The sequence below is a fragment of the Nonomuraea sp. NPDC001684 genome (genome assembly GCF_053596515.1).
This window is the reverse complement of sequence record NZ_JBSFGJ010000031.1, coordinates 21,518-44,033: the sequence shown is the minus strand read 5'-3', so window position 1 is coordinate 44,033 and position 22,516 is coordinate 21,518. Positions and strand designations below refer to the sequence as shown.

The 22,516-nt window shown below is 72.3% G+C and carries 23 protein-coding genes and 1 tRNA gene; 10 read left to right on the top strand and 14 right to left on the bottom strand.

Annotation, left to right across the window (positions count from 1 at the left end):
- Nucleotides 1-1,147, top strand: a 1,147-nt coding sequence (locus ACWCSD_RS09495) for an aminotransferase-like domain-containing protein (RefSeq protein WP_449913879.1), incomplete at its 5' end; no start/stop codon positions are given.
- Here the strand turns inward: ACWCSD_RS09495 and ACWCSD_RS09490 are convergent.
- Nucleotides 1,141-1,659 (bottom strand): universal stress protein, encoded by a 519-nt coding sequence (locus ACWCSD_RS09490; protein WP_352362352.1) that lies wholly within the window; start codon nucleotides 1,657-1,659, stop codon nucleotides 1,141-1,143. The two genes, ACWCSD_RS09495 and ACWCSD_RS09490, sit on opposite strands and share 7 nt — an antisense overlap.
- A gap of 111 nt (nucleotides 1,660-1,770) precedes the next feature.
- Between ACWCSD_RS09490 and ACWCSD_RS09485 the strand changes: the two genes are divergently transcribed.
- Genes ACWCSD_RS09485 through ACWCSD_RS09475 form a run of 3 tightly spaced genes read left to right on the top strand, consistent with a single transcriptional unit; the run spans nucleotide 1,771 to nucleotide 7,800 of the window.
- A complete protein-coding gene (locus tag ACWCSD_RS09485) occupies nucleotides 1,771-4,968 on the top strand; it encodes a BTAD domain-containing putative transcriptional regulator (RefSeq protein WP_449913877.1) in 3,198 nt (1,065 codons plus the stop codon).
- A gap of 35 nt (nucleotides 4,969-5,003) precedes the next feature.
- Complete coding sequence (locus ACWCSD_RS09480) at nucleotides 5,004-5,165, top strand: hypothetical protein (protein WP_185844989.1); 162 nt, start codon at nucleotides 5,004-5,006, stop codon at nucleotides 5,163-5,165.
- A gap of 49 nt (nucleotides 5,166-5,214) precedes the next feature.
- The gene (locus tag ACWCSD_RS09475; protein WP_449913875.1) at nucleotides 5,215-7,800 is read left to right on the top strand and encodes a LuxR C-terminal-related transcriptional regulator; all 2,586 of its coding nucleotides are present in this window, start codon (nucleotides 5,215-5,217) and stop codon (nucleotides 7,798-7,800) included.
- Here ACWCSD_RS09475 and ACWCSD_RS09470 read toward each other — a convergent pair.
- The gene (locus ACWCSD_RS09470; RefSeq protein WP_449913874.1) at nucleotides 7,797-8,489 is read right to left on the bottom strand and encodes a hypothetical protein; all 693 of its coding nucleotides are present in this window, start codon (nucleotides 8,487-8,489) and stop codon (nucleotides 7,797-7,799) included. The two genes, ACWCSD_RS09475 and ACWCSD_RS09470, sit on opposite strands and share 4 nt — an antisense overlap.
- Before the next feature lie 153 nt (nucleotides 8,490-8,642).
- Between ACWCSD_RS09470 and ACWCSD_RS09465 the strand changes: the two genes are divergently transcribed.
- Nucleotides 8,643-10,031: an MFS transporter gene (locus tag ACWCSD_RS09465; protein WP_449913873.1), complete on the top strand. Its 1,389-nt coding sequence runs from the start codon at nucleotides 8,643-8,645 to the stop codon at nucleotides 10,029-10,031.
- Between the two features lie 21 nt (nucleotides 10,032-10,052).
- Here the strand turns inward: ACWCSD_RS09465 and ACWCSD_RS09460 are convergent, their stop codons facing one another.
- A complete protein-coding gene (locus ACWCSD_RS09460) occupies nucleotides 10,053-11,390 on the bottom strand; it encodes an aminotransferase class I/II-fold pyridoxal phosphate-dependent enzyme (protein ID WP_449913872.1) in 1,338 nt (445 codons plus the stop codon).
- 36 nt (nucleotides 11,391-11,426) lie between these two features.
- On the opposite strand from ACWCSD_RS09460, the gene ACWCSD_RS09455 reads away from it, so the two are divergent.
- Complete coding sequence (locus tag ACWCSD_RS09455) at nucleotides 11,427-12,053, top strand: FMN-binding negative transcriptional regulator (RefSeq protein ID WP_449913870.1); 627 nt, start codon at nucleotides 11,427-11,429, stop codon at nucleotides 12,051-12,053.
- Here the strand turns inward: ACWCSD_RS09455 and ACWCSD_RS09450 are convergent.
- Nucleotides 12,031-12,642, bottom strand: coding sequence for an HNH endonuclease family protein (locus tag ACWCSD_RS09450; RefSeq protein WP_397155091.1), 612 nt, complete (start codon nucleotides 12,640-12,642; stop codon nucleotides 12,031-12,033). The genes ACWCSD_RS09455 and ACWCSD_RS09450 overlap by 23 nt on opposite strands.
- A gap of 83 nt (nucleotides 12,643-12,725) precedes the next feature.
- On the opposite strand from ACWCSD_RS09450, the gene ACWCSD_RS09445 reads away from it, so the two are divergent.
- Complete coding sequence (locus tag ACWCSD_RS09445; RefSeq protein WP_358291173.1) at nucleotides 12,726-13,202, top strand: GbsR/MarR family transcriptional regulator; 477 nt, start codon at nucleotides 12,726-12,728, stop codon at nucleotides 13,200-13,202.
- Here ACWCSD_RS09445 and ACWCSD_RS09440 read toward each other — a convergent pair.
- Together ACWCSD_RS09440 and ACWCSD_RS09435 are read right to left on the bottom strand one after the other, a co-directional pair.
- Entirely contained in the window at nucleotides 13,199-13,423 is a 225-nt protein-coding gene (locus tag ACWCSD_RS09440) for a helix-turn-helix transcriptional regulator (protein ID WP_352324570.1), read from the bottom strand. The two genes, ACWCSD_RS09445 and ACWCSD_RS09440, sit on opposite strands and share 4 nt — an antisense overlap.
- 2 nt (nucleotides 13,424-13,425) lie before the next feature.
- Nucleotides 13,426-13,845 (bottom strand): hypothetical protein, encoded by a 420-nt coding sequence (locus tag ACWCSD_RS09435; RefSeq protein WP_397155094.1) that lies wholly within the window; start codon nucleotides 13,843-13,845, stop codon nucleotides 13,426-13,428.
- Nucleotides 13,846-14,022: 177 nt separating this feature from the next.
- Here ACWCSD_RS09435 and ACWCSD_RS09430 point away from each other — a divergent pair, with 177 nt between their 5' ends.
- Nucleotides 14,023-14,352 carry a CU044_2847 family protein gene (locus ACWCSD_RS09430; RefSeq protein WP_449913867.1) on the top strand — a complete coding sequence of 110 codons (330 nt, stop codon included), beginning with the start codon at nucleotides 14,023-14,025 and terminating at the stop codon, nucleotides 14,350-14,352.
- Nucleotides 14,353-14,380: 28 nt separating this feature from the next.
- On the opposite strand, the gene ACWCSD_RS09425 is transcribed toward ACWCSD_RS09430, so the two are convergent.
- On the bottom strand, nucleotides 14,381-14,770 hold the full coding sequence (locus tag ACWCSD_RS09425; protein WP_397155098.1) for a YybH family protein: 390 nt from the start codon (nucleotides 14,768-14,770) through the stop codon (nucleotides 14,381-14,383).
- Between the two features lie 70 nt (nucleotides 14,771-14,840).
- Nucleotides 14,841-15,416, bottom strand: coding sequence for a TetR/AcrR family transcriptional regulator (locus ACWCSD_RS09420; RefSeq protein WP_397155100.1), 576 nt, complete (start codon nucleotides 15,414-15,416; stop codon nucleotides 14,841-14,843).
- 88 nt (nucleotides 15,417-15,504) lie between these two features.
- Here ACWCSD_RS09420 and ACWCSD_RS09415 point away from each other — a divergent pair, with 88 nt between their 5' ends.
- Nucleotides 15,505-15,876 carry a DUF4267 domain-containing protein gene (locus ACWCSD_RS09415; RefSeq protein WP_387671810.1) on the top strand — a complete coding sequence of 124 codons (372 nt, stop codon included), beginning with the start codon at nucleotides 15,505-15,507 and terminating at the stop codon, nucleotides 15,874-15,876.
- Nucleotides 15,877-15,892: 16 nt separating this feature from the next.
- On the opposite strand, the gene ACWCSD_RS09410 is transcribed toward ACWCSD_RS09415, so the two are convergent.
- The 3 genes from ACWCSD_RS09410 to ACWCSD_RS09400 form a co-directional block, all read right to left on the bottom strand.
- Complete coding sequence (locus ACWCSD_RS09410) at nucleotides 15,893-17,155, bottom strand: MFS transporter (RefSeq protein WP_449913864.1); 1,263 nt, start codon at nucleotides 17,153-17,155, stop codon at nucleotides 15,893-15,895.
- A gap of 48 nt (nucleotides 17,156-17,203) precedes the next feature.
- On the bottom strand, nucleotides 17,204-17,560 hold the full coding sequence (locus ACWCSD_RS09405) for a hypothetical protein (protein WP_397155104.1): 357 nt from the start codon (nucleotides 17,558-17,560) through the stop codon (nucleotides 17,204-17,206).
- A gap of 78 nt (nucleotides 17,561-17,638) precedes the next feature.
- The gene (locus ACWCSD_RS09400) at nucleotides 17,639-18,103 is read right to left on the bottom strand and encodes a hypothetical protein (protein WP_449913862.1); all 465 of its coding nucleotides are present in this window, start codon (nucleotides 18,101-18,103) and stop codon (nucleotides 17,639-17,641) included.
- Between the two features lie 162 nt (nucleotides 18,104-18,265).
- On the opposite strand from ACWCSD_RS09400, the gene ACWCSD_RS09395 reads away from it, so the two are divergent.
- Nucleotides 18,266-18,871 carry an NYN domain-containing protein gene (locus tag ACWCSD_RS09395; protein ID WP_449913861.1) on the top strand — a complete coding sequence of 202 codons (606 nt, stop codon included), beginning with the start codon at nucleotides 18,266-18,268 and terminating at the stop codon, nucleotides 18,869-18,871.
- A gap of 272 nt (nucleotides 18,872-19,143) precedes the next feature.
- Here ACWCSD_RS09395 and ACWCSD_RS09390 read toward each other — a convergent pair.
- The 3 genes from ACWCSD_RS09390 to gyrA form a co-directional block, all read right to left on the bottom strand.
- Nucleotides 19,144-19,217, bottom strand: a tRNA-Ile gene (locus tag ACWCSD_RS09390).
- A 133-nt stretch (nucleotides 19,218-19,350) separates the two neighbouring features.
- Nucleotides 19,351-20,001, bottom strand: coding sequence for a DUF3566 domain-containing protein (locus ACWCSD_RS09385; RefSeq protein ID WP_387671803.1), 651 nt, complete (start codon nucleotides 19,999-20,001; stop codon nucleotides 19,351-19,353).
- Nucleotides 20,002-20,004: 3 nt separating this feature from the next.
- A complete protein-coding gene (gyrA, locus tag ACWCSD_RS09380; protein ID WP_358291198.1) occupies nucleotides 20,005-22,503 on the bottom strand; it encodes a DNA gyrase subunit A in 2,499 nt (832 codons plus the stop codon).
- Nucleotides 22,504-22,516 lie beyond the last annotated feature (13 nt).

Sequence of the window (22,516 nt, the reverse complement as noted above, 5' to 3'; positions counted from 1 at the left end):
GGTGCGCGGCCGGGCCGCGCCCAAGGGGGTGGTCAGGCCGCGGGCGTTCTGGCGGGAGCTCGGGGAGACCGTCGAGGTGCCGCCCGCCCGGTACGACTTCCGCGTCGGCGTGCCGGACGCGCGGCTGTTCCCGATGGAGACCTGGCGCAGGCTGGTGGCCAGGGAACTGCGGGTAGGGCTGGCGACGTACGAGCCTTCGTCCGGCTATAAGCCTCTACGTGAGGCTATTTCGCGTCATATCGGGATCAGTCGGTCGGTGCACGCGGGGCCCGACGACGTCCTGATCACCAACGGCGCTCAGCAGGCCCTCGATCTCATCGGCCGCGTCCTCATCGAGCCCGGCACGACCGTCGCCGTCGAGGAGCCCGGCTACCCGCCCGCCCGCCGGCTGTTCAGCTCGCTCGGCGCCCGCGTGATCGGCGTGCCCGTGGACGCCGAGGGCCTGGACGTGGCGGCCATCCCCCGCTCGGCGAGCCTGGTCTATGTCACGCCCTCACACCAGTTCCCGCTGGGCACGCCCATGTCGCTGGCCCGCCGCGCCGCCCTGCTCGCGTGGGCCGAACGCCGCGCCGCCGTGGTGATCGAGGACGACTACGACAGCGAGTTCCGCTTCGGCGAACGCCCGCTCGAACCCCTGCAGAGCCTCGACCGGTCGGGCCGGGTGATCTACGTGGGCTCGTTCTCGAAGACCCTGCTGCCCATGCTCAGGCTCGGCTTCCTCGTCGCCCCCGCCTCGCTCGGCCCGGCCCTGTGCGCCGCGCGGCAGCTGTCCGACTGGCACGGCGACATGCCCACGCAGGCCGCCCTGGCCCGTTTCATCGACGAGGGCCTGCTGGCCAGGCACATCAGGAAGGCGACCCGCGAGTACGCCGCCCGGCACGAGCTGGTCACCGCGGCGCTGGCCGGGGACGAGCGGCTGCGCCTGATCCCGTCCGCCGCGGGCCTGCACGTGTGCGCCCGCCTGGCCCCCGGCGTGTCCCTGGGCCCTGTGCCGGACCTGGCCGTCGAGCAGCTCGACGCCTACTGCGGCGAGACCCCGGCACAGCCGGGCCTGGTGCTCGGCTACGGCGCGATCGGGCCGCGCGACATCGGGCCCGGCCTGCGCCTGCTCACCGACAACCTCAGGACGGCCACGCCCGGTCAGTAGTTGCGCCGGCTCCAGAACCGCCGCGCCCGGTCCCCCGTCAGCTCCGGATCGTCCGGCGGCGAGGGCTGCTGCACGATGACGACGGTCGTCTTGGCGTGCCGGGCGCAGTACATGCTGGTGGAGGGCAGCAGGATCCTGCTCAGCAGCCGCCGCCGCCCCCGGCCGAGCACCAGCAGGTCGCCCTCGCGGGCCAGATCGACGAGGTGGTAGCCGGGGTCGCCGACCTTGCTGAGCGTCGCTACGCGCAGGTCGTCGGGCACGCCCCCGGCGACGTCCTCGAACACGCCCGCGATCACCTCCGCGCAGCGGGACTCCTCGCCCTGCCGGATCGCGTGCTGCACGGGCAGCGCCTCGGGAAAGGGATGGACGGGCGCACGACTGACGTGAACGGCCACCAGAGCCATCCGGTGCAGCCTGGCCGCGCCGATGGCCCAGGCGAGTGCCCAACGCGAGGCCGGGGACTCGTCCACCCCCACGATCAGCCTCACACCGCCAGGCAGATCCTGTTCCACGGTGCCTCCTGGAAATGAAGTACGACCATAGTGCGCCAACCGGCCAGTTACCGGGAGGTGGCACTTTGCGAACTCTGGAGTCCCCCGCGAGCCCGGGCGTAGCATGCGGGGGTGGAACGAGGGTGGGTGCAACCCCGTCCCGCCCTCGACCGGCGGCTCGACGGGGCGCTTACGCACAGGCTCACCACGCTCGTGGCCTCTACAGGCTACGGGAAGTCGATCGCGCTCGCCGGTTGGAGCCACGCCGTGGGCGGCGTCCTGCACCTGCTCGGGCCCGCCGACCGCGACCTGCCGACGCTGGCGGGCTCGGTGGCGTCGGCGCTGGCCGAGGCCGTCCCGGGGTTGCCCGCCGACCTGCTGGCCGCGGCCGGGGCGCCGCTCGGGCCCGACGCCGACGAGCTGTCCAGGGCCGCCGCGCTGGCGGGCGCGCTGGCCGAGGCGCTGGCCCGGCGGCTGACGAGGGGGCTGGCGCTGGTCTTCGACGGCGTCGACGCGATCATCGGCGCGCCCGGCTCGGTGCGTTACGTCGAGACGCTGGTCCGCGCCGCGCCCCGGCACCTGCACCTGGTCACCGCCTCGCGGGCGCCGCTGTCGTTCCCGACGGCCCGGCTGCGCCAGGACCACGAGGTGCTCGACCTCGACGCCACCGACCTCGCGCTCACCGCGTCCGAGACCGGCGCCTGGGCCAGGGAACGGCTGGGCGAGCAGGGGGCGGGCATCGCCGCCAGGTTGCACGAGGCGTGCGCGGGCTGGCCGGCCGCCGTCCAGGCCGCCCTCGACGCGCTGGCCCGCGAGGAGCCGGCGAGCTGGCCGCGTACCGCGGCGAGCCTGGCCGCCAACTCGGCCACGCTCGAACACCTGACGCTCGCCGCGTTCAAGGACCTGCCGGCGGGCATGCGGGAGCTGCTGCGCGCGGCGACCGTCCTGCCGGTGCTGACGTCCGGCCTGGCCGCCACGCTCGGCGCGCCGCCCGACACGCTCGCGGCGCTGACCAGCCGCGGCCTGTTCATCGAGGCCGACCAGGACGGCCACCGGCTGACCTCGACCAGCAGGCACGTCCTGGCCAGGCACGCCCCGCTCGACCGGCACGAGGCCCACGACGTGGCCGCCGTCGCCGCCCGCTGGTACGTCGAGCACGACCAGCCCGAGCTGGCCCTGCGCGCCGCCGTCGCGACCGCCCACCCCGACCTCGCCGCGTCGCTGCTCAACTCCCACGGCCCCCGCCTGGCCGAGCGCGGCGACGTGATCGCGGCCCTCGACCTGCTGCCCGAGCAGGCCAGAGGGTCGCCGCCGATGCTCAGGCTGGCCGGCATCGCCGAGCAGAACCGCGGCCACTGGACCCGCGCCCGCGACCTGCTGGCCCGCGTCGCCGACGGCCCCGCCTTCGACGCGTTCGTGGCCAGGCGCCTCGGCTTCATCGACCACCTGCGCGGCGACCTCGACGCCGCCATGACCATGTACGCCAAGGGCCACGCCTACGGCTCGCCGCCCGCCGACGCCGCCATGTGCGCCGCCTCCATGGCCTCGGTGCTGTGGCTGAAGGGCGACCGGGCGGGCTGCGCCGAGCTGGCCGACCGGGCGCTGGAGCAGGCCGGCGGTCTCGGCGACCCCGGCGCGCTGGCGATGGCCAACACAGTGCTGGCCATGCTCGCCGCCCTCGACGGCGACCGCCGCGCCAACGACGCCTACTACCTGCGCGCCCTGGAGTACGCCGAACGCGCCGGCGACGTCGTCCAGCTCATCAGGATCCGGGCCAACCGGGCCTCCCGTCATCTGGACGAGGGCGCCTACGCCGAGGCGCTGGCCGAGACGGAGGCCGCGAGCAGGCTGTGCGACCTGGTGTCGTTCGCGCCGTACGCCGCGCTCAACGTGGCCAACCGGGCCAAGGCGCTGGTCGGGCTCGGCCGGCTGGAGGAGTCGGCGATCGACGCCGCCGACGCGGTGGCCAGGTGGGAGGCGATGGGGTCGCGGCTGGTCAGCGTCGGGCTGGTCCGGCTGGGCGAGATCCACGCGCTGCGCGGCGACCGCGGGCAGGCGGCCGCCGTCTACCGCCGGGTGATCGCCGAGACCGAGCCGCTGGGCGAGGTGCAGACCCGCTCCAACGCGCTCAACGCGCTGGCCGAGCTGCTGGCCGAGGACGATCCCGAGGAGGCGGCCCAGGTGGCCCAGCAGGCGCTGGCGTACGCCGGCGGCATCGCCGGGGTCTCCGCGCGGGTGGCCGCGGCGCACGTGGCCCTGGCCGCCGGCCGTCGTGACGAGGCAGCCCGGCTGGTCGGCGAGACCGAGCCGATCGCCGTGGAACGCAGGGACCACGCGGCCCAGGCCGTGCTGCACGAGCTGCGCGCCCGGCTCGACGGCGATCCCGCGCAGGCCGACGAGGCGGTGCGCGGGTGGGCGGCGCTCGGCGACCCGATCGGACGGGCCAGGGCCGAGCTGGTGCGGGCGGCCCTGTCCGACCCGGTGAGCGGGGGCGAGGTGGCCGTACGGGTGCGCGAGCGGATGCACGCGATCGGCTGCCGGGCGCTGGACGACCGGATCGACGAGCTGATCGCCCGCGCGGCGCCCGCGCCGGGGGCGGCGGTGGTGATCGAGACCATGGGAACGTTCCGGGTGCTGCGCGGCGCGGCGCCGGTACCGCGTACGGCCTGGCAGTCGCGCAAGGCCCGCGACCTGCTGAAGATCCTGGTCAGCCGCCGGGGCGGCGCGATCAGCAGGGAACGGCTGGTGGAGATCCTGTGGCCCGAGCAGCGCGACGACGCGGTCGGGCTGCGGCGGCTCAACGTCATGGTCTCCACGCTGCGCGCGGTGCTCGACCCGGCCCACGAACGGCCCGCCGACGACGTCGTGGTCTCCGAGGAGGGCGCGCTGCGCCTGGATCTGGCGCACGCCGACGTCGACGTCGAGCGCTTCCTCGACCTGACCGCCGGAGCCGTACGGCTGGAGCAGGCCGGCCGCGCCGCCGAGGCGCTGGAGCGGTGGACGGCGGCCGAGAGCGCGTACGGCGGCGAGTTCTGCGAGGAGGACCCCTACGCCGACTGGGCGGTGGGCCTGCGCGAACAGGCACGGCTGGCCTACGTGCAGGCGGCCGCCCGGCTGGCCGCGGCGCGCACCCGCGAGCGGCGCTACGACGAGGCCGCCCGCTACTGGCTGCGCCTGCTGGAGCGCGACGGCTACGACGAACGCGCCCACCTGGGCCTGGTGCGCGTGCTCGACCTGGCGGGCCGGCGCGGCGACGCCCGCAGGCGCTACCACCTCTACGCCGAGCGCATGCGGGAGCTGGAGGTCGAGCCCGCGCCCTACCCCACCTGAACCAGACCTGAACCGTCCGGGGCGATGGTGATCAGATGAGGACGGTCATCGTACGGCTGGTCGAGCCCGAGCAATCCGGCGGCCAGCTCCGCGGGCTGCTCGAAGAGGTGGGGGGCGAGCCGGTGCCGTTCAGCGGCGCCGACGCCGTGATCACCCTGTTGCTGAACGCGGCCGGCCTGAACCGCGATCCCGCCTGAACCTCGCGCGAACCTCGGCTCGCCACCATCTGTGGTGAGAGGAGGCACGATGAGCGAGCAACTGGGGAGTGGATGGCCGTTCGTCGGGCGAGGGGGATCGATCGCGACCGTGCGCGCGGCGCTGCGGTCGGGAGCGGGCGCGATGATCGCCGGTGAGGCGGGCGTCGGCAAGAGCAGGCTGGCCGCGCAGGCGCTGGCCGGTCTCGACGGGTACGAGGTCGTGCGCGTGCTGGGCACGGAGACCGCGTCGATGATCCCGTTCGGGGCGTTCGCCCATGTGTTGACGGGGCCGCCGCGGGGCGGCGAGAACCTGCTGCGCTGGGCCGCGCGTCACCTGCGCAGGGGAGAGGGAGAACTGCTGGTGAGCGTGGACGACGCCCACCGGCTGGACGCGGCGTCGGCGGCGCTGGTGCACTACCTGGCCGCGGGTGGGGAGGCCAGGGTGCTGGTCACGGTGCGTACGGGCGGCCCGCTGCCCGCGCCGGTGGCCGCGCTGTGGAAGGACGAGCTGCTGACCAGGGTCGAGCTGCCGCCGCTCGGCCGCGACGAGGTCGGCCAGGTGCTGGCGGGCGCGCTCGGCGGCGAGGTGGCGGAGGGGACCGTCCGGCATCTGGCGGCCGTCACCGGCGGGAACGTGCTCTACCTGCGCGAGGTCGTCCATGCCGGGCGCACGTCCGGCTGCCTGGCCGAGAGCGGCGGCGAGTGGCGCTGGCGGGGCGAGCTGTCGATGACCACCCGGCTGCGCGAGCTGGTCGGCGCCCGGATCGGCCACCTGGACCAGGACGAGCGGGAGGTGCTGGAGCTGGTGGCGTACGGCGAGCCGGTGGGCGCGGAGCTGCTGGTCGCGCTGACCTCGCCGCGCGCGGTGGAGCGGGTCGAGGCCCGCGGCCTGGTCACGGTCGCCGGCGACGGCAGGCGCGAGCAGGTACGCCTCGGCCACCCCCTGTACGGCGAGGTGGTCCGCGGCGACTGCGGCACCCTGCGGGCCAGGCGGCGGCTGCGGACGCTGGCCGAGGCCCTGGAGGCCGGCGGCCTGCGACGGCGCGAGGACGAGCTGCGCGCGGCCGTCTGGCGGCTGGACAGCGGGTCGGCCGCCGCGCCGGAGCTGTTGTTGTCGGCCGCGGGCCTGGCCTGGGCCAGGCGTGACCCCAGGCTGGCCGCCCGGCTGGCCAGGGCCGCGATCGAGGCGGGCGCGGGCGTGGCGGCGGTCGCGCTGCTCGGCCAGGTGCTGATGGTGCTGGGCGACCAGGACGCGGCGCTGGCGGCGCTGCGGCAGGCGGCCAGGAACGCCGTCACCGAGGGCGAGCGCGCCCAGCACGCCTTCAGCCTGGGCATGAACCTCGCCTGGGCGGGCGCGGACGCCGAGGCGTGCCGGGTGCTCGACCTGGCCGCCGGGTCGCTGACCGAGCCGGCCTGGCGGCAGGAGGCGCACGTCTACCGGGGCGTCGCCGACTTCTTCGCCGGCCGGCTGGCCGGGGCCGCGGACGCCCTGGCGCGGGCGCGCGCGTGCGGGCCGGCGACCGTGCGCGGCGCGGCGCACGCGGCCGCGCTGGAGTCCTGGACCGACGCCTACTCCGGGCGTACGGAGAGCGCGCTCGCCGTGGCCGGACGGGCCCTCGCGGGCCGGGACGACTGGGACGACGACGCCCCGCACGCACTGCCGGCGCTGCTGGACGCGCGCTGCGCCGCCCAGGTGTTCTCCGGCCGCCTGGACGCGGCGGCGCGGACGGCCGCGGAGGCCATGGAACCGGCGGCGGCCGAGCTGTCGGTGTCGGGGTTCGGGGCGTACCGGGCGATGGTCGGCAGGCTGCGCGGCGACGCGGCCGGCGCGGCCCGCTGGGCCAGGCAGGACGCGGCCCGGCTGCCGCCCGGGACGCCGTACCGGGGGCGCTGCCTGGCCGAGCTGGCCCACGCGCGGGCGCTGCTGGGGGAGACGGCGGCGGCGCGGTCCGCGCTGGCCGAGGCCGAGGGGCCGGCCTCGCGGTGGGCGTTCACCCGGCAGCCGCTGTTGCAGGCCGCGGTCTGGGTGACGGCCTCGGCGGGCGACCTGGACCAGGCGGTGAGCCTGTGCCTGACGGCCGCCGGGCTGGCCGAGCGGCACGAGCAGTCCGGGTACCTGATGTTCGCGCTGCACGACCTGGTGCGGCTGGGCGCGCCCGCCCTGGCGGCCCGGCGGCTGGCCGCGCTCGCCGAACGGGTGGACGGGCCGCTGGCCGGACTGTTCGCCCGGCACGCGCGGGCCGCGGGCGACCCCGCCGAGCTGCGGGACGTCGCCGCCGAGTTCGAACGGCTCGGCCTGATCCTGTACGCCGCCGAGGCCCTCGCCCAGGAGTCGGCGGCCCACCGCCGGGACGGCCGCGGCACGCTGGCCAGAGGGGCGCAGACCAGGGCGTGGGCGCTGGCCAGGCGGTGCCCGGGGGTCTCGACGCCGGCGCTGGTCGAGCTGGCCACGCCGGAGCTCACGCCGCGCCAGCGGGAGATCGTCAAGCTGGCGGCGGCCGGGCTGACGAACCGGCAGATCGCCGACCGGCTGACGCTGTCCACCCGTACGGCGGCCAACCATCTCCAGGCGGCCTACGAGAAGCTGGGGGTCAACGACCGCACGCAGGTGGGCCGCCTGCTCGCGGCGCTCTAGACAAGGCTCAAGAGGCCCGAGTACAGGGTCTGGCGGTCGTCGTCCGTCATGGCCCGGTACGGGTCGGCGGCCCGCCGGTTCGTCTCGGCCTCGATCGCGGCCCGGACGGGACCGTCCTTCAGCGCGACGATCCCGTCTGCGGTCAGCCCGGCCGCCCGCCAGGACTCGGCGTGCGCGTCGGCCCGGTGGTAGCGCAGCGCGGCGAGCCGGTTGAACAGCAGCAGGCCGTCGGGGGCGGCGTCCGGCTCGTACGGCGGCGCCATCACCTCCAGGGCGCCGCCCGGCACGCGTACGGCCCGGTCGAGCACCCCGCCCACCGCCACGGCGAGACCGGCCACGTCGTGGCCCGCCCAGACGCGGCCGGCCGCCTCGGCGTGCGCGGCGTACAGGCCGTCCACGAACGCCCGTCCCTCGGAGGTGAGCCGCAACGCCCCGGCGGCGTCCCGTTCGAGCGCGCCCTCGCGCAGATGGACGCCGACGCCTTCGGCGACGTCGCCGTACCGGTGGACGGCGGCGAGCGCGGCCGCGGTCACCGGGCGCAGGGGGAGCACGAAGCGCAGGTCGTTGAGGAGGCCGCTGGTCAGGCCGGAGCGCTCGGTCAGGTCCAGGACGGCTCTGCGGGCGGCGGCGTGCACGTCGACGTGGGCCGCGTCGATGACGGGGGCGATCGCTGCGGCAAACTCCCCCAACCCCTGAAATTTCGGCATTGAGCGTCATTATGGCGCTCAATCCGTAGCTCATCAGCAGGAAACCGTAATCGCCTGGCTCCAGGGTGAGGTCAACCGTCCGGCGTCCGCCGGTGTTCTTCCACCGCCCGGTTCCTCCCTCCCCTGGAGTCCCTGATGTCCCTCCGTCCTCGCTGGGCGGCCCTGCCCGTGGTGCTGGTCGCGGTGTTCATGACCACGCTCGACTTCTTCGTCGCGAACGTGGCCGTGCCCTCGATCCGCGCCGACCTGGGAGCGGGCGACGCGGCGAGCCAGTTCGTGGTCGCCGGGTACGGGCTGGCGTACGCGGCGGGCCTGATCGTCTCGGGGCGGCTCGGCGACCTGTACGGGCCGCGCCGGCTCTTCGCCGCCGGGCTGGCCCTGTTCACGCTCGCCTCGGCGGCCTGCGGCGGCGCGCCGGACGCCGCCGCGCTGGTGCTCGCCCGGGTGGCGCAGGGCGTCGCGGCGGCGCTGCTCGCGCCGCAGGTCCTGACGCTGATCGGGACGCTGTTCCCGGGCGCGGGCCGGGCCAGGGCGTTCGGCTGGTACGGCACGGTGGTGGGCCTGGCCGGGATGAGCGGCCAGGTCGTGGGCGGGCTGGTGGTGGCGGCCGATCCCCTCGGGCTCGGCTGGCGGGCGTGCTTCCTGGTCAACGTGCCGATCGGACTGGCCGCGCTGGCGCTGACCGGGCGGCTGGTCCCCCGCGTCGCCGGGGCCGGGTCGCGTGCGGGGCTCGACCTGCCGGGGGCGGCGCTGGTCGCGGCGGGGCTGGCAGGCGTCGTGCTGCCGCTGGTCCAGGGCCGCGAGGAGGGCTGGCCGCAGTGGACGTGGCCGTGCCTGGGCGGCGCGGCGCTCATGCTGGCGGCGTTCGTCCGGCGGCAGCGGCGGCTGGCGGCGACCGGCCGGGAACCGCTGCTGGACCTGGCGGTGTTCGGCGAGAAGGGGTTCACGTCCGGGCTGGCGGCGGTCGCGCTGCTGTTCGGCACGTCCGCGGGCCTGTCGTTCGTGCTCGCCCTCCACCTCCAGGACGGCCTCGGCCTCGGTCCCCTGGCCGCCGGGGCGGTGTGCACGGCGCTGAACGCGGGCTTCTTCCTGGCCTCGCCGCGCGCGGCCCGGGTGCCGCGCCCGGCCGGCCCGCTGGCGCTGCTGCTCGGGCTCGGGCTGCTCCTCCAGGCGGGGGAGTCGCCGTACCTGGTGGCGGGCGCGCTGCTGGTGGTGGGCGCGGGGATGGGGCTGGTCATGTCGCCGCTGCTGTCGTCGGTCCTCGCGTCCGTACGCCGGGAGCGGGCGGGCGCGGCGGCCGGGGTGCTGGGGACCGTCCAGGAGACCGGCGGCGTGCTCGGCGGCACGATCACCGGCGCGGTCTTCTTCGGCTCCCTGGACGCCGGCTGGCCCGCGGCCACCAGGGCGGCCCTGCTCGTGCTCATCGTGGGCGCGCTGGGCGTGCTGGCCCACTCGGTACGCCGCCCGCGCCGCCCCCGCCGCCCCGAGCCGTGCCCGGCGATGTCCCTGGAGCCGAACCGCTGATCGCGGGGCCCGTCCAGGCCGTCAGCCGTACCGGCCGGCCGTGGGCGGGCGCAGGGCGGCGGCCAGGTCGCCGGCCAGGCGCGGCAGCTCGTCGGGCCGCAGCGTGGAGACCGTCAGCCGCAGCGCGGGCGGCGTGCGGACGCGGTTGCGGGCGCCGGGCGCGGCCGCCCAGCCGAGGGCCAGCAGCCGGGTGACGGCGGTGGTCTCGTCGGCGACCGGGACCCAGACGTTGAGCCCGCTGCGGCCGTGCGCCCGCAGGCCACGCGCGGCCAGCGCGTCGATCAGGCCGTCCCGCCGCCCGGCGTACGCGGCGGCCACGGCCGCGGTGTCCACAGCCTGTGCACGCCACAGGTGGGCGACCGCGCGCTGCAGCAGATGGCTGACCCAGCCGGCGGCCAGCCGCTGCCGCCCGCGCAGCCGGTCGAGCGTGACGGGATCGCCGGTGACCAGCGCCAGCCGCAGGTCGGGGCCGAACGCCTTGGCCGTCGAGCGGGTGAGCAGCCAGCGGGTGGTCACGCCGGCCAGGGGATGGAGGGGGAGGTCCACCAGGCTCGCGCCGTGGTCGTCCTCGATCAGCACCACGTCGGGACGGGTGGCGAGCAGGGCACGCAGGTCCGCGGCCCGCCGGGCGGTGACGGCCGCGCCGGTGGGGTTCTGGGCGCGGGCGGTGATCACCACCGCTCGTACGCCCGCCCGCAACGCCCGGTCGAGCTCGTCCGGCAGCGGGCCCTCGTCGTCCAGCCGCATCGGGACCGGCCGCAGGCCCAGGGCGGCGACCAGGTCGAGCAGGGCAGTCCAGCCGGGGTCCTCGACGCCGATCGCGTCGCCGGGACGAAGGTGGGCGTTCAGGACGCGTTCCACCGCGTCGAGGGTGCCGGAGGTGATCGCCAGCGGCGCGGCGGGCACGCCGTCCGCGCGCAGACGGGCGGCGGCCAGCGAGAGCAGCTCCTCGTCGTCGCCCGTGCCGTACATGGCCGGACGCTGCTCGTGCGCCCTGGCGGCGGCGGCGAGCGCCTCGTGCAGCGGCGGCAGCAGGGCCGGATCGGGGTTGCCGTGCGACAGGTCGCGCACGCCCGGCGGCACCTCGATGCGGATCTCCTCGCGGGTCGTGGTGGCCGGGCGCGGCCGGACCCGCGTGCCGCGCCGGCCCGCCGTCTCGACGATCCCGCGCTCCCGCAGCAGCCGGTACGCGGCCGCGGCGGTGTTCGGGCTGACCTCGGCCGTGGCGGCCACCTCGCGCACGGGCGGCAGGTGCGTCCCGGGAGGCAGCAGGCCCGCGGACACGGCAGCCTCGACGCCCGCCGCGATCTCGCTGGCCGTCCCACCGACGATCCTGTATGTTTCTGACACAAAGTACATTATGTACTAATACAAAGCTGGGCGGGAGGGTTTCACGTGCTCATTCATCCCTGGGACGCGGCACGGGACGACGACGAGTGGCACACCTGGCTGGCCACCCGCGACTTCGGCCAGCTGGCCGCGAACGCCCCCGACGGCGGCCCGCCCGTCGTCGTCCCCACCCACTTCCTCTTCGACGCCGCCGCCGGGGAGGTGCTGCTCCACCTGGCCAGGCCCAACCCGGTGTGGGCGGCGATCGAACGTGATCCGGCGGTCCTGCTGAGCGTGCACGACGACTACGCCTACATCCCCGGCGGGTGGCGGACAGGCGACCCCGAGACCGGCGTGCCCACCAGCTATTACGCCTCCGTCCAGCTCACCTGCCGGGCCGAGGTGGTGGACGACCCCGAGGGCAAGGCCGAGATCCTGCGCCGCCAGCTCGCCCACTTCCAGCCCGACGGCGCGCACGGCGTCGTGGCGGCCGGCGAGGGGCCCTACCACCGGCAGCTGCCCGGCCTGCGCGGGCTGCGGCTGGCGGTGGTGGAGGCGCGCGCCAAGTTCAAGTACGACGGCCGCCATCCCGTCGAGGTCCGCGAGCGCGTCGCCGGGCTGCTGGCCGAGCGCGGCCTGCCGGGCGACGCCGGGGCCAGGGAGCAGCAGCTCAGGCGGATGGCCGACCGCTGAGGCAGGTGCGCAACATGCGGATGAGGGCCCGTTTCTCCCGGTGGGTGACGGTCAGCCCGTAGTGGTGTTTCACCGTGATCCAGGCCCGCGCGTACGTGCACCAGTACGACCTGCGCGGTGGCCGCCACGTCGCCGGGCTGCCGCCGGCCTTGTCCAGGTTGACCGACTCGCTGACGGCGATGAGCTCGGGCCTGGTGAGATCGTTGGCGAACGCCTGCCGCTGCTCGTCGGTCCAGGCGTTCGCGCCGGAGACCCAGGCGTTGGCCAGCGGCACGAGGTGGTCGACGTCGATCTGCTCCTCGCTGTGCAGGGTCAGGCCGTCGTACTCGCTGAACCAGGTGCCGTGGACGGCCTCGCAGTCGAGGTCCGTCGTCACGGACACGGCGTCACGCCGCAGGACGACCTCCCGCGTGTCGCACGCACCCTCCGCCTCGGTCCAGGACGGCATGAACCGCTCGTGCGAATACCCCCTCAGCGAACGCGCCTCGGCGACGACCAGCTCCCGCAACTCGCTCCGGGCCCGGACGACCGAGGTCGGCTCGGGCAGGACCAGGGGGAGCAGCAGCAGCGGCCACATGACGACGATCATGGATCCAGCATTAGCAGCCCACCCCTCGTTGCTCCTAGTATTTGACGACTCACACAGAGCGATGTCGATGGAGAGGGTCCCACATGCAGTCGCCGGACGGTCCGGGCCGGGAGCAGGTGCTCGACTGGGTCGAGCGGGTGGCGGACTTCGTCTCCGAGGAGTGGGGGCTGGCCCCGATCACCGGCCGCGTCCTGGGCTGGCTGATGGTCTGCGACCCACCCGCGCAGACGGCCTCCGACATCGCCGACGCCATCGGCGCGAGCCGCGCGTCCCTGACGACGACCATGCAGCTGCTGACGTCGATCAGGCTCGTCCACAAGCTGCGCAGGCCGGGGGAGCGCAACGTCTACTACCGCATCGAGGACGACGCCTGGTCGAAGGTCCTGCGCCAGAAACTGGCCGCGTTCACGGCCTTCGACGCGCTGGCCGAGGAGGGCCTGCGGCTCGGCTGGACGGACGAGACCCAGACCGCCCGCATCCGCTCCGCGCACGACTCCATCGCGGCCGTCGCCACCGCTCTCGACAGCCTGTGGAAAACCGACGCGCCTGTGGATAACTAGCCGTCGGCGTCCGGATACTGGAAGACGTCGTCCAGGGGCACCCGGAACACCCGGGCGATCTGAAAGGCCACCTCAAGAGAGGGTGAATAGCGGCCCTGCTCGATGGCGATGACGGTCTGCCGCGTGACGCCGACCCGCTGGGCCAGCTCGGCCTGCGTCATCTCCCCGTGCGCGAACCGCAGGGCCCTGATGGAGTTGGTCACCTTGGTCGGTTTGCCCATGCCTACAGGCCCCTCCGGTAGGCGAGCAGCCGCAGCGGGGTGGCCACCAGAGTGGACAGGACGAGCGCGGCGTAAATGGCGTTGGCGATCCAGAAATGGTCGGCTTCCGCCATGGTCAGGCCAAGGGGGACCACCATGGAGGCGGCGAGCACGACGCCTCCGACATGTTGGCCGGAACGGTTGATTTCCCTGTCTCGCACGTCGCTCTTGTGACTCTCGCTGGGCTTCACGATCTCGACCACGATACGGCCCACGATCGACAGGACGATGCTGATCCCGATCGCCCACACCATCGGCGCGACATAGGGGACGGCGCTGACCGGGCCGTCGCCGGCCCGGCTCAGGATGACGATGACGTAGGCCACGTAGGCGCCGGCCGTCGCCACGAGATAGACCCAGGCGCCCTTTTCCTCGTACGACATCACAAGCACGGAAGGTAAAACAATCCAGACATCATGTCAATGATTTCCGACTTGTCCACTACTGTGGACAACCATCCCCAACCTGTGGATAACTTCGCGCCCTCTGCGCGGGGAAACAGCCTGCACCGGGCGGGCCCGTCCACCATGCTTGCACCTGTCCCAGGACAGGAGGCAACCGTGCGCTACTTCCTTGAGGTGCCCCTCGACGACGGCGGCACCGTGCTCGTGGAGGTCAACGAGCGGCCCGGCGACGAGCCGCTTCCCGCCGGACGGACCCGCGCGGCCGTCGAACGCATGCCGGAGGCGCTGGGCGCGGGCCTCCAGCGCGTCCAGACCTTCGCCACCGACGTCCTGCGCCGCATGCGGTCATGCCCCGAGCCGCCGGATGTGGTCGCGGTCGAGTTCGGGATGAAGCTGACCGCCAAGGCCGGCGTGGTCGTCGCCGAATCGACGGGGGAGGCCCACCTCAAGGTCACCGTGGAATGGCGGAAACCGGAAGGCGGCTGACCCGGCTTTCCGCCAAGGCGTGACCAGGTCACGCCTTGATGGCCGTGCCCTGCGCCGAGACCAGCCGCCAGCCTGCGTCGGGGCCGACGGCGTACACGTGCGTGTACCGGCTGCCGGCGCTGAACGTGCTGCCATCGGGGTTCGTGAAGTTCATCCCCGTACGCCCCACGACGATCCCGACGTCCCCGATCACCCGCACGATGGCCTCGTCGGGGAACGAGTCGATCTTCGGGAACCGCAGGCTGCCCGACGTCACCAGGTCGAGCAGGACGTCCTTGCCGGCGACCGCGCCGTCCTCGACCCCCACCAGGACGAAGTCGTCCGCCAGCAGGTCCTTCAGGCGGTCGTGGTCGTTGGCCACCAGGGCGTCGAAGAAGCTCTGGTCCAGCTCGACCAGGGTGGTGCGGTGGGTGCTCACGGGGTCGTCCGTTCTCGTCGACGTGCGGGCAACGAGGGTAGACGTTGACGCCGGTGACAAGGTCAAACCGTCAGGCCGCGAACCGCTTCAGCAGCAGCTCCAGCCTGCGTTCGTGCTGCTCGGCCGGCAGTCGCTTGCCGCGCATGAGCGTGACCAGCCCGTGCAGGGCGGCCCAGTAGGTCTCGGTGAGCAGGCCCAGGTCCTCCCCCTCGCCGGCGTGCGGGCGCAGCCCCTCGACCAGCTCGCCGAAGGCCGCGTGCAGGGCCGCCGGAGCCTCCGGCGTGGCGAACGGCAGGTCGACGTTCTGGCTGAAGATGACGTCGTAGAGCGCCGGACGCCGCTCGGCGAACGCCGTGTAGGCCGCGCCGACGGCCGCGAGGGCGCTGCCGGCGTCCGGAGCCGCGGTACGGGCCGCGCGCAGCTCGTCCGCGAGGATCACGCACCCCTCCACGGCCACGGCCGCCATGATCGCGCCCTTGCCCTTGAAGTGGCTGTAGAGCACCGGCTGGCTGTACTCGATGCGCTCGGCCAGCCGCCGCGTCGTCACCGCCTCCCAGCCCTCGGCCTCGGCCAGCTCGCAGGCGGCCGTGATGATCAGCTTCTCGCGTTCCGCACGTTCGCGCTCCCGGCGCGCCTGTATCGACATGCTTGCGATCCTAGCACCGCTAGCGCTTCTGTCATCGTTCTGCTAGCGTCGTCCTCGTTCCTAGCAACGCTAGCTCCTGGAGACGGACATGCTCACTACCCTTGCCTACGGCCTCGCCATCGCCCTCAACCTGCTGGTCGTGTTCATCGGCGCGCGCTTCCTGTTCGTCCCGGTCGCCGCGGCCGCCGGTTACGGCGTCCCCGCCAAGCAGGACGGCGACCGCGCCTACCTGACCATCAAGGGGCTGCGCGACGGCACGTACGGGCTGCTCGGCCTGGCCCTGCTGGCCTTCGTCGGCGCCCAGGCCGAAGCCTGGTTCATGCTGATCGTCGCGCTGCTGCCTCTCGGCGACACCCTGATCGTGCTCCGCAACGGCGGCACCAAGGCGGTCGCCTTCGGCGTGCACTTCGCGACCGCCGTCGCCCTCCTCGTCAACGCCGCCCTGCTCTTCGCCGTGTGACCCGGCGATCCCGGAGCTACCCCGCCGTCGCCGTACGTACGTCCCGCTCGATCTCCCACCGGGACGTGCGCAGCGGCGAGCACCACATGACCACCGGACCGGCCAGCATCCCGGCCGAGAACACGACAAGCGTGCCGCGCATGCCGATCCCGCCGGCCAGCGCCCCGGCGAGGACCGCGCCGACCGGCGTGGCGGCCCAGGTGAGCCAGCGGGACGTGGCCGCCAGCCGCCCCTGCATCTCCTTGGGCGTCAGAAGCTGCCGCAGACTGCGCTGGGTGCTCTGGAAGACGAGCGTGACGATGATCATCAACGTCCACGAGACGCCCACCACCAGCTGCCCGGCCAGTCCCGGCCCCACCAGCCCGATCGACCCGCTGCACAACGGGTACGCGAAGGCGGCCCCGAGCAGCACGCGCGGCATGCCGTACCGCTCGGTGAGCGGCCCCGCGATCGCCCCGGCCGCCAGCCCGCCGGCCATGCTCACCCCGAACACCAGGCCGGTCGCCAGGCCCGACCAGCCGAGCTCCCGTACGACGTAGTTGACCTCCAGCGCGCTCAGCCCGGCGATGCAGAAGCTGACCGTGGCCATGTAGAGCACCAGCGGCCCGATCACACGATGGCGGACGACGTACCGCAGCCCCTCCGCGATCTGCTCGCGCAGCCGAGGGGCCCGCTCCTTCCGCTCCGGCCTGGCCTCCGGCGACCAGATCAACGCCAGCGCGAGCGCGCCCACCAGATAGGACAGCGCGTCGGCGAGCACCGCCTTGGCCGGCCCGAACAGCGAGATCAACACCCCGCCGATCGGCTGCCCCGCCATCCCCGCCACCGTGACCGTGCTGGTGAGCTTGGCATTCCCTTCCATCAACCGCTCAGGCCCGAGCAACGTCAGCGGGTACGTCTGGTAGGCGGGCGTGAAGAACACCTCACACGTCGCGACCACCAGCGCCACGGCGTAGAGCTGCCCGAGCGTGAGCCCTCCGGCCGCGGCCGCCAGGGGCACCGTCCCCATCGCGCACCCGGACACCAGGAACGCGACGATCATCACCGGCCGCTTGCGCCACCGATCGCTCAGGGCCCCCGCCGGCAACGACGCGAACAGCACCGGCAACCGCCGCGCCGCCGTCAGCAGCCCGAGCTCCACCGGCGAGGCGTCCAAGACGAGCCCCGCGACCAGGGGTAATGCCAGATAGGAGATCTCGTTCCCGAGCGAACTGGTGGTCTGGCTGCCCCACAGGAGCACGAAATCCCGCTGCCGCCACAACGACCCCGCCCTCGACATCCGCGACATTCTGCCACCGCGTGCCGGTGGTGAAGGCCGGTTCCGGTACTAGCTCGCCAACCACCCGAAGTCCGGCGCCGGGACGTCGAGGACCACCCCTTCACGGACGTGCCAGCATCGCGCCCGGCCGCGCTCGTCGGTGACCACGAAGATCCCCCGCGGACGGTCTCCGTCCTCGTCCACCGGCGGCAGGGCGGCCAGTCGCTCGACCTTGGCCCGGATCTCGTGCAGCGCGCCCTCTCTGACGTCGCCCCCGTAGAACAGGTAGAGCGTCCAGTTGAAGGACTTCGTCGGCCACGCCCAGCCGCCGGAGTAGGGGTCGTCGTCCGCGATGACGCGCTCGGCGTCCGGCTTCTGGGCGAATCCCAGCTCAAGCCACCCTCTGACCGAGACGAACATCCCCATGCACCCGATCCTACGAACGCCCTGCGGACCGCCCCAGCCTCATCGACCCGAATCTGGGGCCTTTCCTCATCAGCGCGATCACTGATCACCAGCGCGGCTTGCCAACTCTGGCGGCAGCTGCCAAATGAGAATCGCCCATTGGGCACCCTCGGGCGCCTCGACCTTGACGCTCCGGACAGCCGCGTCGTCGGGGATCATGCTGACGCGCACACCGCCAGGCTCGATGGAGCACTGATGAGGGAGCTGAGTTCTGCCTACGCGGACGATTATCGTCCCGCTCGCTCCAACGCAGTCCACCTCAAGGCGAAACGATGCTCTCATCTTGAGCTTCGTGGTCCAGCGGTCAGTCCGCCCCTGCTCATCGACATGATGAAGCAACACCTTGCCTTTGGCGCTTTTCGTAAGATCCGCGAGCGCGCGATTGACAGGGGGCGGATCGATCGAGAAGCGAGGCGGCGACTCCCCTTCCTGCCCTGAAAACGAAATTGCACAACCGGCCAGGAGCGACGAGACGACGGCAATGGCCGCAACGTATCTGCTCATATCACCCTCAGTTGATCAAGTCGCGCCAATGCTACGGCAGGTCCGCTCCGTAGCCTGCTGGGCGGTAATCAGGAATCCAACGTATTGCTATCGCCGACGGTTGCAATGCGTACGCGGACGGGGTGCCGTACACCTCAATCGACGGAACGAGGGGAAGCGATCATGGCCACCTCATATGGAGCGGCCGCGGCCATCCTGAACAGCGACAGCAGATGGATCGCCTACATCGACGCGGCCAACCTCTACTACGGGATCTGCGAGAGTGCGGGCCCCGACTACTGGCGTGTGGACGTCGTCAGAATGTGCAACCAGGTACTGAAGGCGTACAACGGCAAGCTGATCAGGGTGAAGTACTTCACCACCGCGCTGAGCGGCCAGGCCGGAGTGGATCAGAAGCAGTTCGAACAGGACACCATCCGCGTCTACGGCAAGCAGTTCCAGCCGTTCATGGGGAAGACCAAGTACGACGACAAGACCGGCAGCTTCAAGGAGAAGCAGGTCGACGTGCGGCTGGCGGCGCACTTGGTCGGTGACCTGTGCACCAAGGCGTGCGAGGCGGCGCTGGTGGTGAGCTCGGACTCCGACCTGGCCGCGGCGATCGGTGAGGCCAGGTACTACGCGCCGGGCAGGACCATTGTGGCGGCTCATCCCGACGGCGTGCCTTCCGGCGCCTACACAGACGTCGTCGACGAGGCCATCCCGATCGACGCCGGCATGTACAGGAACGCCGCACGCCTGGACGTGACGCTCACGAAGTACCGCAAGTAGGAGGCGAGCCCGCGCGCTCCCGCCGTTCCGCCCGAGACGAGCAGGCCCTCAGCCGGGTCAGTGGTCGTAGGGGATCGAGTGATGGGCCCGCCGGCGGATCGTTCGACCCGCCCATCATTCGACCTCGCCCAGCGCCGCCGCGCCCCCAGCCGATGTCAATGCGAATCGATCACTGGCACCTGGAGACTGACACTCGTGGCGGCACATTGATGGCAAACACTCAAAAGGCCGTCCCCCGATCTCCGGGAAACGGCCTCTGCATTGAGAAACTGTGGGGCTACCAGGACTTGAACCTGGGACCTCTTCCTTATCAGGGAAGCGCTCTAACCGTCTGAGCTATAGCCCCGCACACCGAACGGTATCGCATTCGCCTCTTGGAGGCGAACCAGTTGTTCGGACGAGAAAAGCTTACCGTGTCCGACGGGCTGCTCGTGCCGTACCAGCCACCCCGGTACGGCACGAGCCCCCGCCCGAACCTGCTATTCGGCCTCGCTGAACGTCACCTCAACGCCCCCGACCAGGTCGGAGGCGATGTTGTAGATGACCGCGCCCAGCGTGGACAGAGCGGTGATCAGCACCACGTTCACGGCGCCGATCAGCGCGGTGTACCCGAGGATGCGCACCGGCTCGAACCACGAGGCGATGTTGATCGGGATCGAGCTCTGTCCCTGCTCACCCTTGCCGAGCTGGTTGACCAGGTCGACGAGTGAGTCGAACACCCCCAGGGCCGACAGCACGCCGTACAGGACGGCCACTGCCACGAAGAGCACCACGAAGCAGACCAGGGACACCACGAAGCTGAACTTCATGGCCGACCACGGCTCGATGCGGCGCAACACCAGGTGTGCCTTGCGGGGCAGCCTGGACCCCGCGTTGTTCGACGACTTCTTCTTGGGCATCTCGACGGGCGGAGGTGCCTCACTGGTGAGCGACGGACGGAGGCGCACCGTCTCGTTGCCCTCCGCCTGCGGCTCGTCCTTGGAGCGGGGCTGAGCGGCGGCGCCCTTCGCGGGCGTCCTGTCCTGCTCGCCGTCGACCGAATTGAAGATTTCCGGCTCAGTGGACTTCTTCGGCTGCTGTCCGTTACCCGACGCCGCCTGGGCTCTGGCGGTGCCACCCTGGGCGCTCATGATTTACTCTCCTCCCCCGTCTTCCTCATTCTCCACCGGAGTCTCCATCGACTCCGCGTTCCGGGCGAGGGCAACCACGCTGTCGCCTTCGGCGAGGTTCATCAATCGCACTCCCATGGTCTGGCGGCCGGACTGCTTGATCTCGCCGGCACTCGTCCGGATCACCCCGCCGGCGGACGTGATCGCGAAGACCTCGTCCTCTGGGTTGACCATGACGGCTCCGACCAGCTTGCCACGGGAACTCACGATTTTCGCAGTCAGCACGCCCCTACCGCCACGTCCTTGAACTGGATACTGCTCCACTGGCGTCCGTTTTGCGTACCCAGCCTTCGTGGCGATAAGCACATCTTGACCGTCGGCGATCCGATTCATGGCGAGAAGTTCGTCTCCTTCGAGGAACCTCATGCCGATGACACCGCTGGTCGCGCGGCCCATGGGCCGCAGCGCCTCGTCGGAGGCGGTGAACCTGATCGACTGCGCGCCCTTGGAGACGAGCAGCAGATCGTCGGTCTCGGAGACCAGGCGGGCGCCGATGACCTCGTCGTCCTCGCGCAGGTTGATCGCGATCAGACCGCCCGACCTGGGGGAGTCGTACTCGGACAGGCGCGTCTTCTTGACCAGGCCGCTGCGCGTGGCGAGCACCAGGTAGGGGGCGACGTCGTAGTCGCGGAGGTCGAGAACTTCCATGACTGTTTCGTCGGGCTGCATGGCCAAAAGGTTCGCGAGATGCATGCCACGGGCGTCACGCCCGGCATCAGGCAGCTCGTACGCCTTGACCCGGTACACCCGGCCCTTGTTCGTGAAGAACAGCAGCCAGTGGTGCGTCGTGGTGACGAAGAAGTGGTCGACGATGTCGTCCTGGCGCAGCTGGGCGCCGCGCACGCCCTTGCCGCCCCGCTTCTGCGCCCGGTAGAGGTCGGTACGGGTGCGCTTGGCATAACCGCCGCGGGTGATCGTGACGACGATCTCCTCCTCGGCGATGAGGTCCTCGATCGACATGTCGCCGTCGTAGGCGATGATCTCGGTCTTGCGCTCGTCGCCGTAACGGTTGACGACCTCGGTCAGCTCGTCGCCGATGATCTCGCGCTGGCGGGCCTCGCTGGCCAGGATCGAGTTGTACTCGGCGATCTGGGCCATCAGGCCGTCGTACTCGTCCTGGATGGCCTGCCGCTCCAGGGCGGCCAGCTTGCGCAGCTGCATGTCCAGGATGGCCTGCGCCTGGATCTCGTCGATCTCCAGGAGCCCCATGAGGCCCTGCTGGGCGTGCGAGGCCGACTCCGAGGCCCGGATGAGGGCGATGACGTCGTCGAGCCGCTCAAGGGCCCTCAGCAGCCCGCGCAGGATGTGCGCGCGCTCCTCGGCCTTGCGCAGCAGGTAACGCGTCCGGCGGACGATGACCTCGACCTGGTGGGCCACGTAGTGGCGGATGAACTGGTCGAGCCGCAGCGTGCGCGGCACGCCGTCGACCAGCGCCAGCATGTTGGCGCCGAAGGTGTCCTGGAGCTGGGTGTGCTTGTAAAGGTTGTTGAGCACGACCTTGGCGACCGCGTCGCGCTTGAGCACGATCACCAGGCGCTGCCCGACCCGCGAGGAGCTCTCGTCGCGTACGTCGGCGATGCCCGAGAGCTTGCCCTCGCGCACCAGCTCGGCGATCTTCAACGCCAGGTTGTCCGGGTTGACCTGGTACGGCAGCTCGGTGACGACGAGCGCCTGCCGGCCCTTGTCCTCCTCGACCTCGACGACCGCGCGCATGGTGATCGAGCCGCGCCCGGTGCGGTACGCGTCCTCGATGCCCCGGCGTCCGACGATCAGCGCCTTGGTCGGGAAGTCGGGCCCCTTGACCAGCCTGATCGAGGCTTCCAGCAGCTCCTCGTCGTCGGCCTCGGGGTTCTCCAGGTACCACCGGACGGCGGCCGAGACCTCGCGCAGGTTGTGCGGCGGGATGTTGGTGGCCATGCCGACCGCGATGCCGCCCGAGCCGTTGACCAGCAGCTGCGGGAACCGCGCCGGCAGGACGTCGGGCTCCTGCGACTTGCCGTCGTAGTTCGGGCGGAAGTCGACGGTGTCCTTGTCGATGTCGCGCAGCATCTCCATGGCGATGGGCGCGAGCTTGCACTCGGTGTACCGCATCGCGGCCGCCGGGTCGTTGCCCGGCGAGCCGAAGTTGCCCTGCCCGTCGACCAGGGGATAGCGCAGCGACCACGGCTGGGCCAGGCGGACCAGCGCGTCGTAGATCGAGGTGTCGCCGTGGGGGTGGTAGGTGCCCATCACGTCGCCGACGACGCGGGCGCACTTGAAGTAGCCGCGGTCGGGACGGTAGCCACCGTCGTACATCGCGTAGAGCACCCGCCGGTGCACCGGCTTGAGACCGTCGCGCACGTCAGGCAGCGCCCTGGACACGATGACGGACATCGCGTAGTCCATGTAACTGCGCTGCATCTCGGACTGGATGTCCACCGGTTCGATGCGGTCAGCCGGGGGAGTGGTGTTCACGTCCGTCACAGGTTTAGGTCCT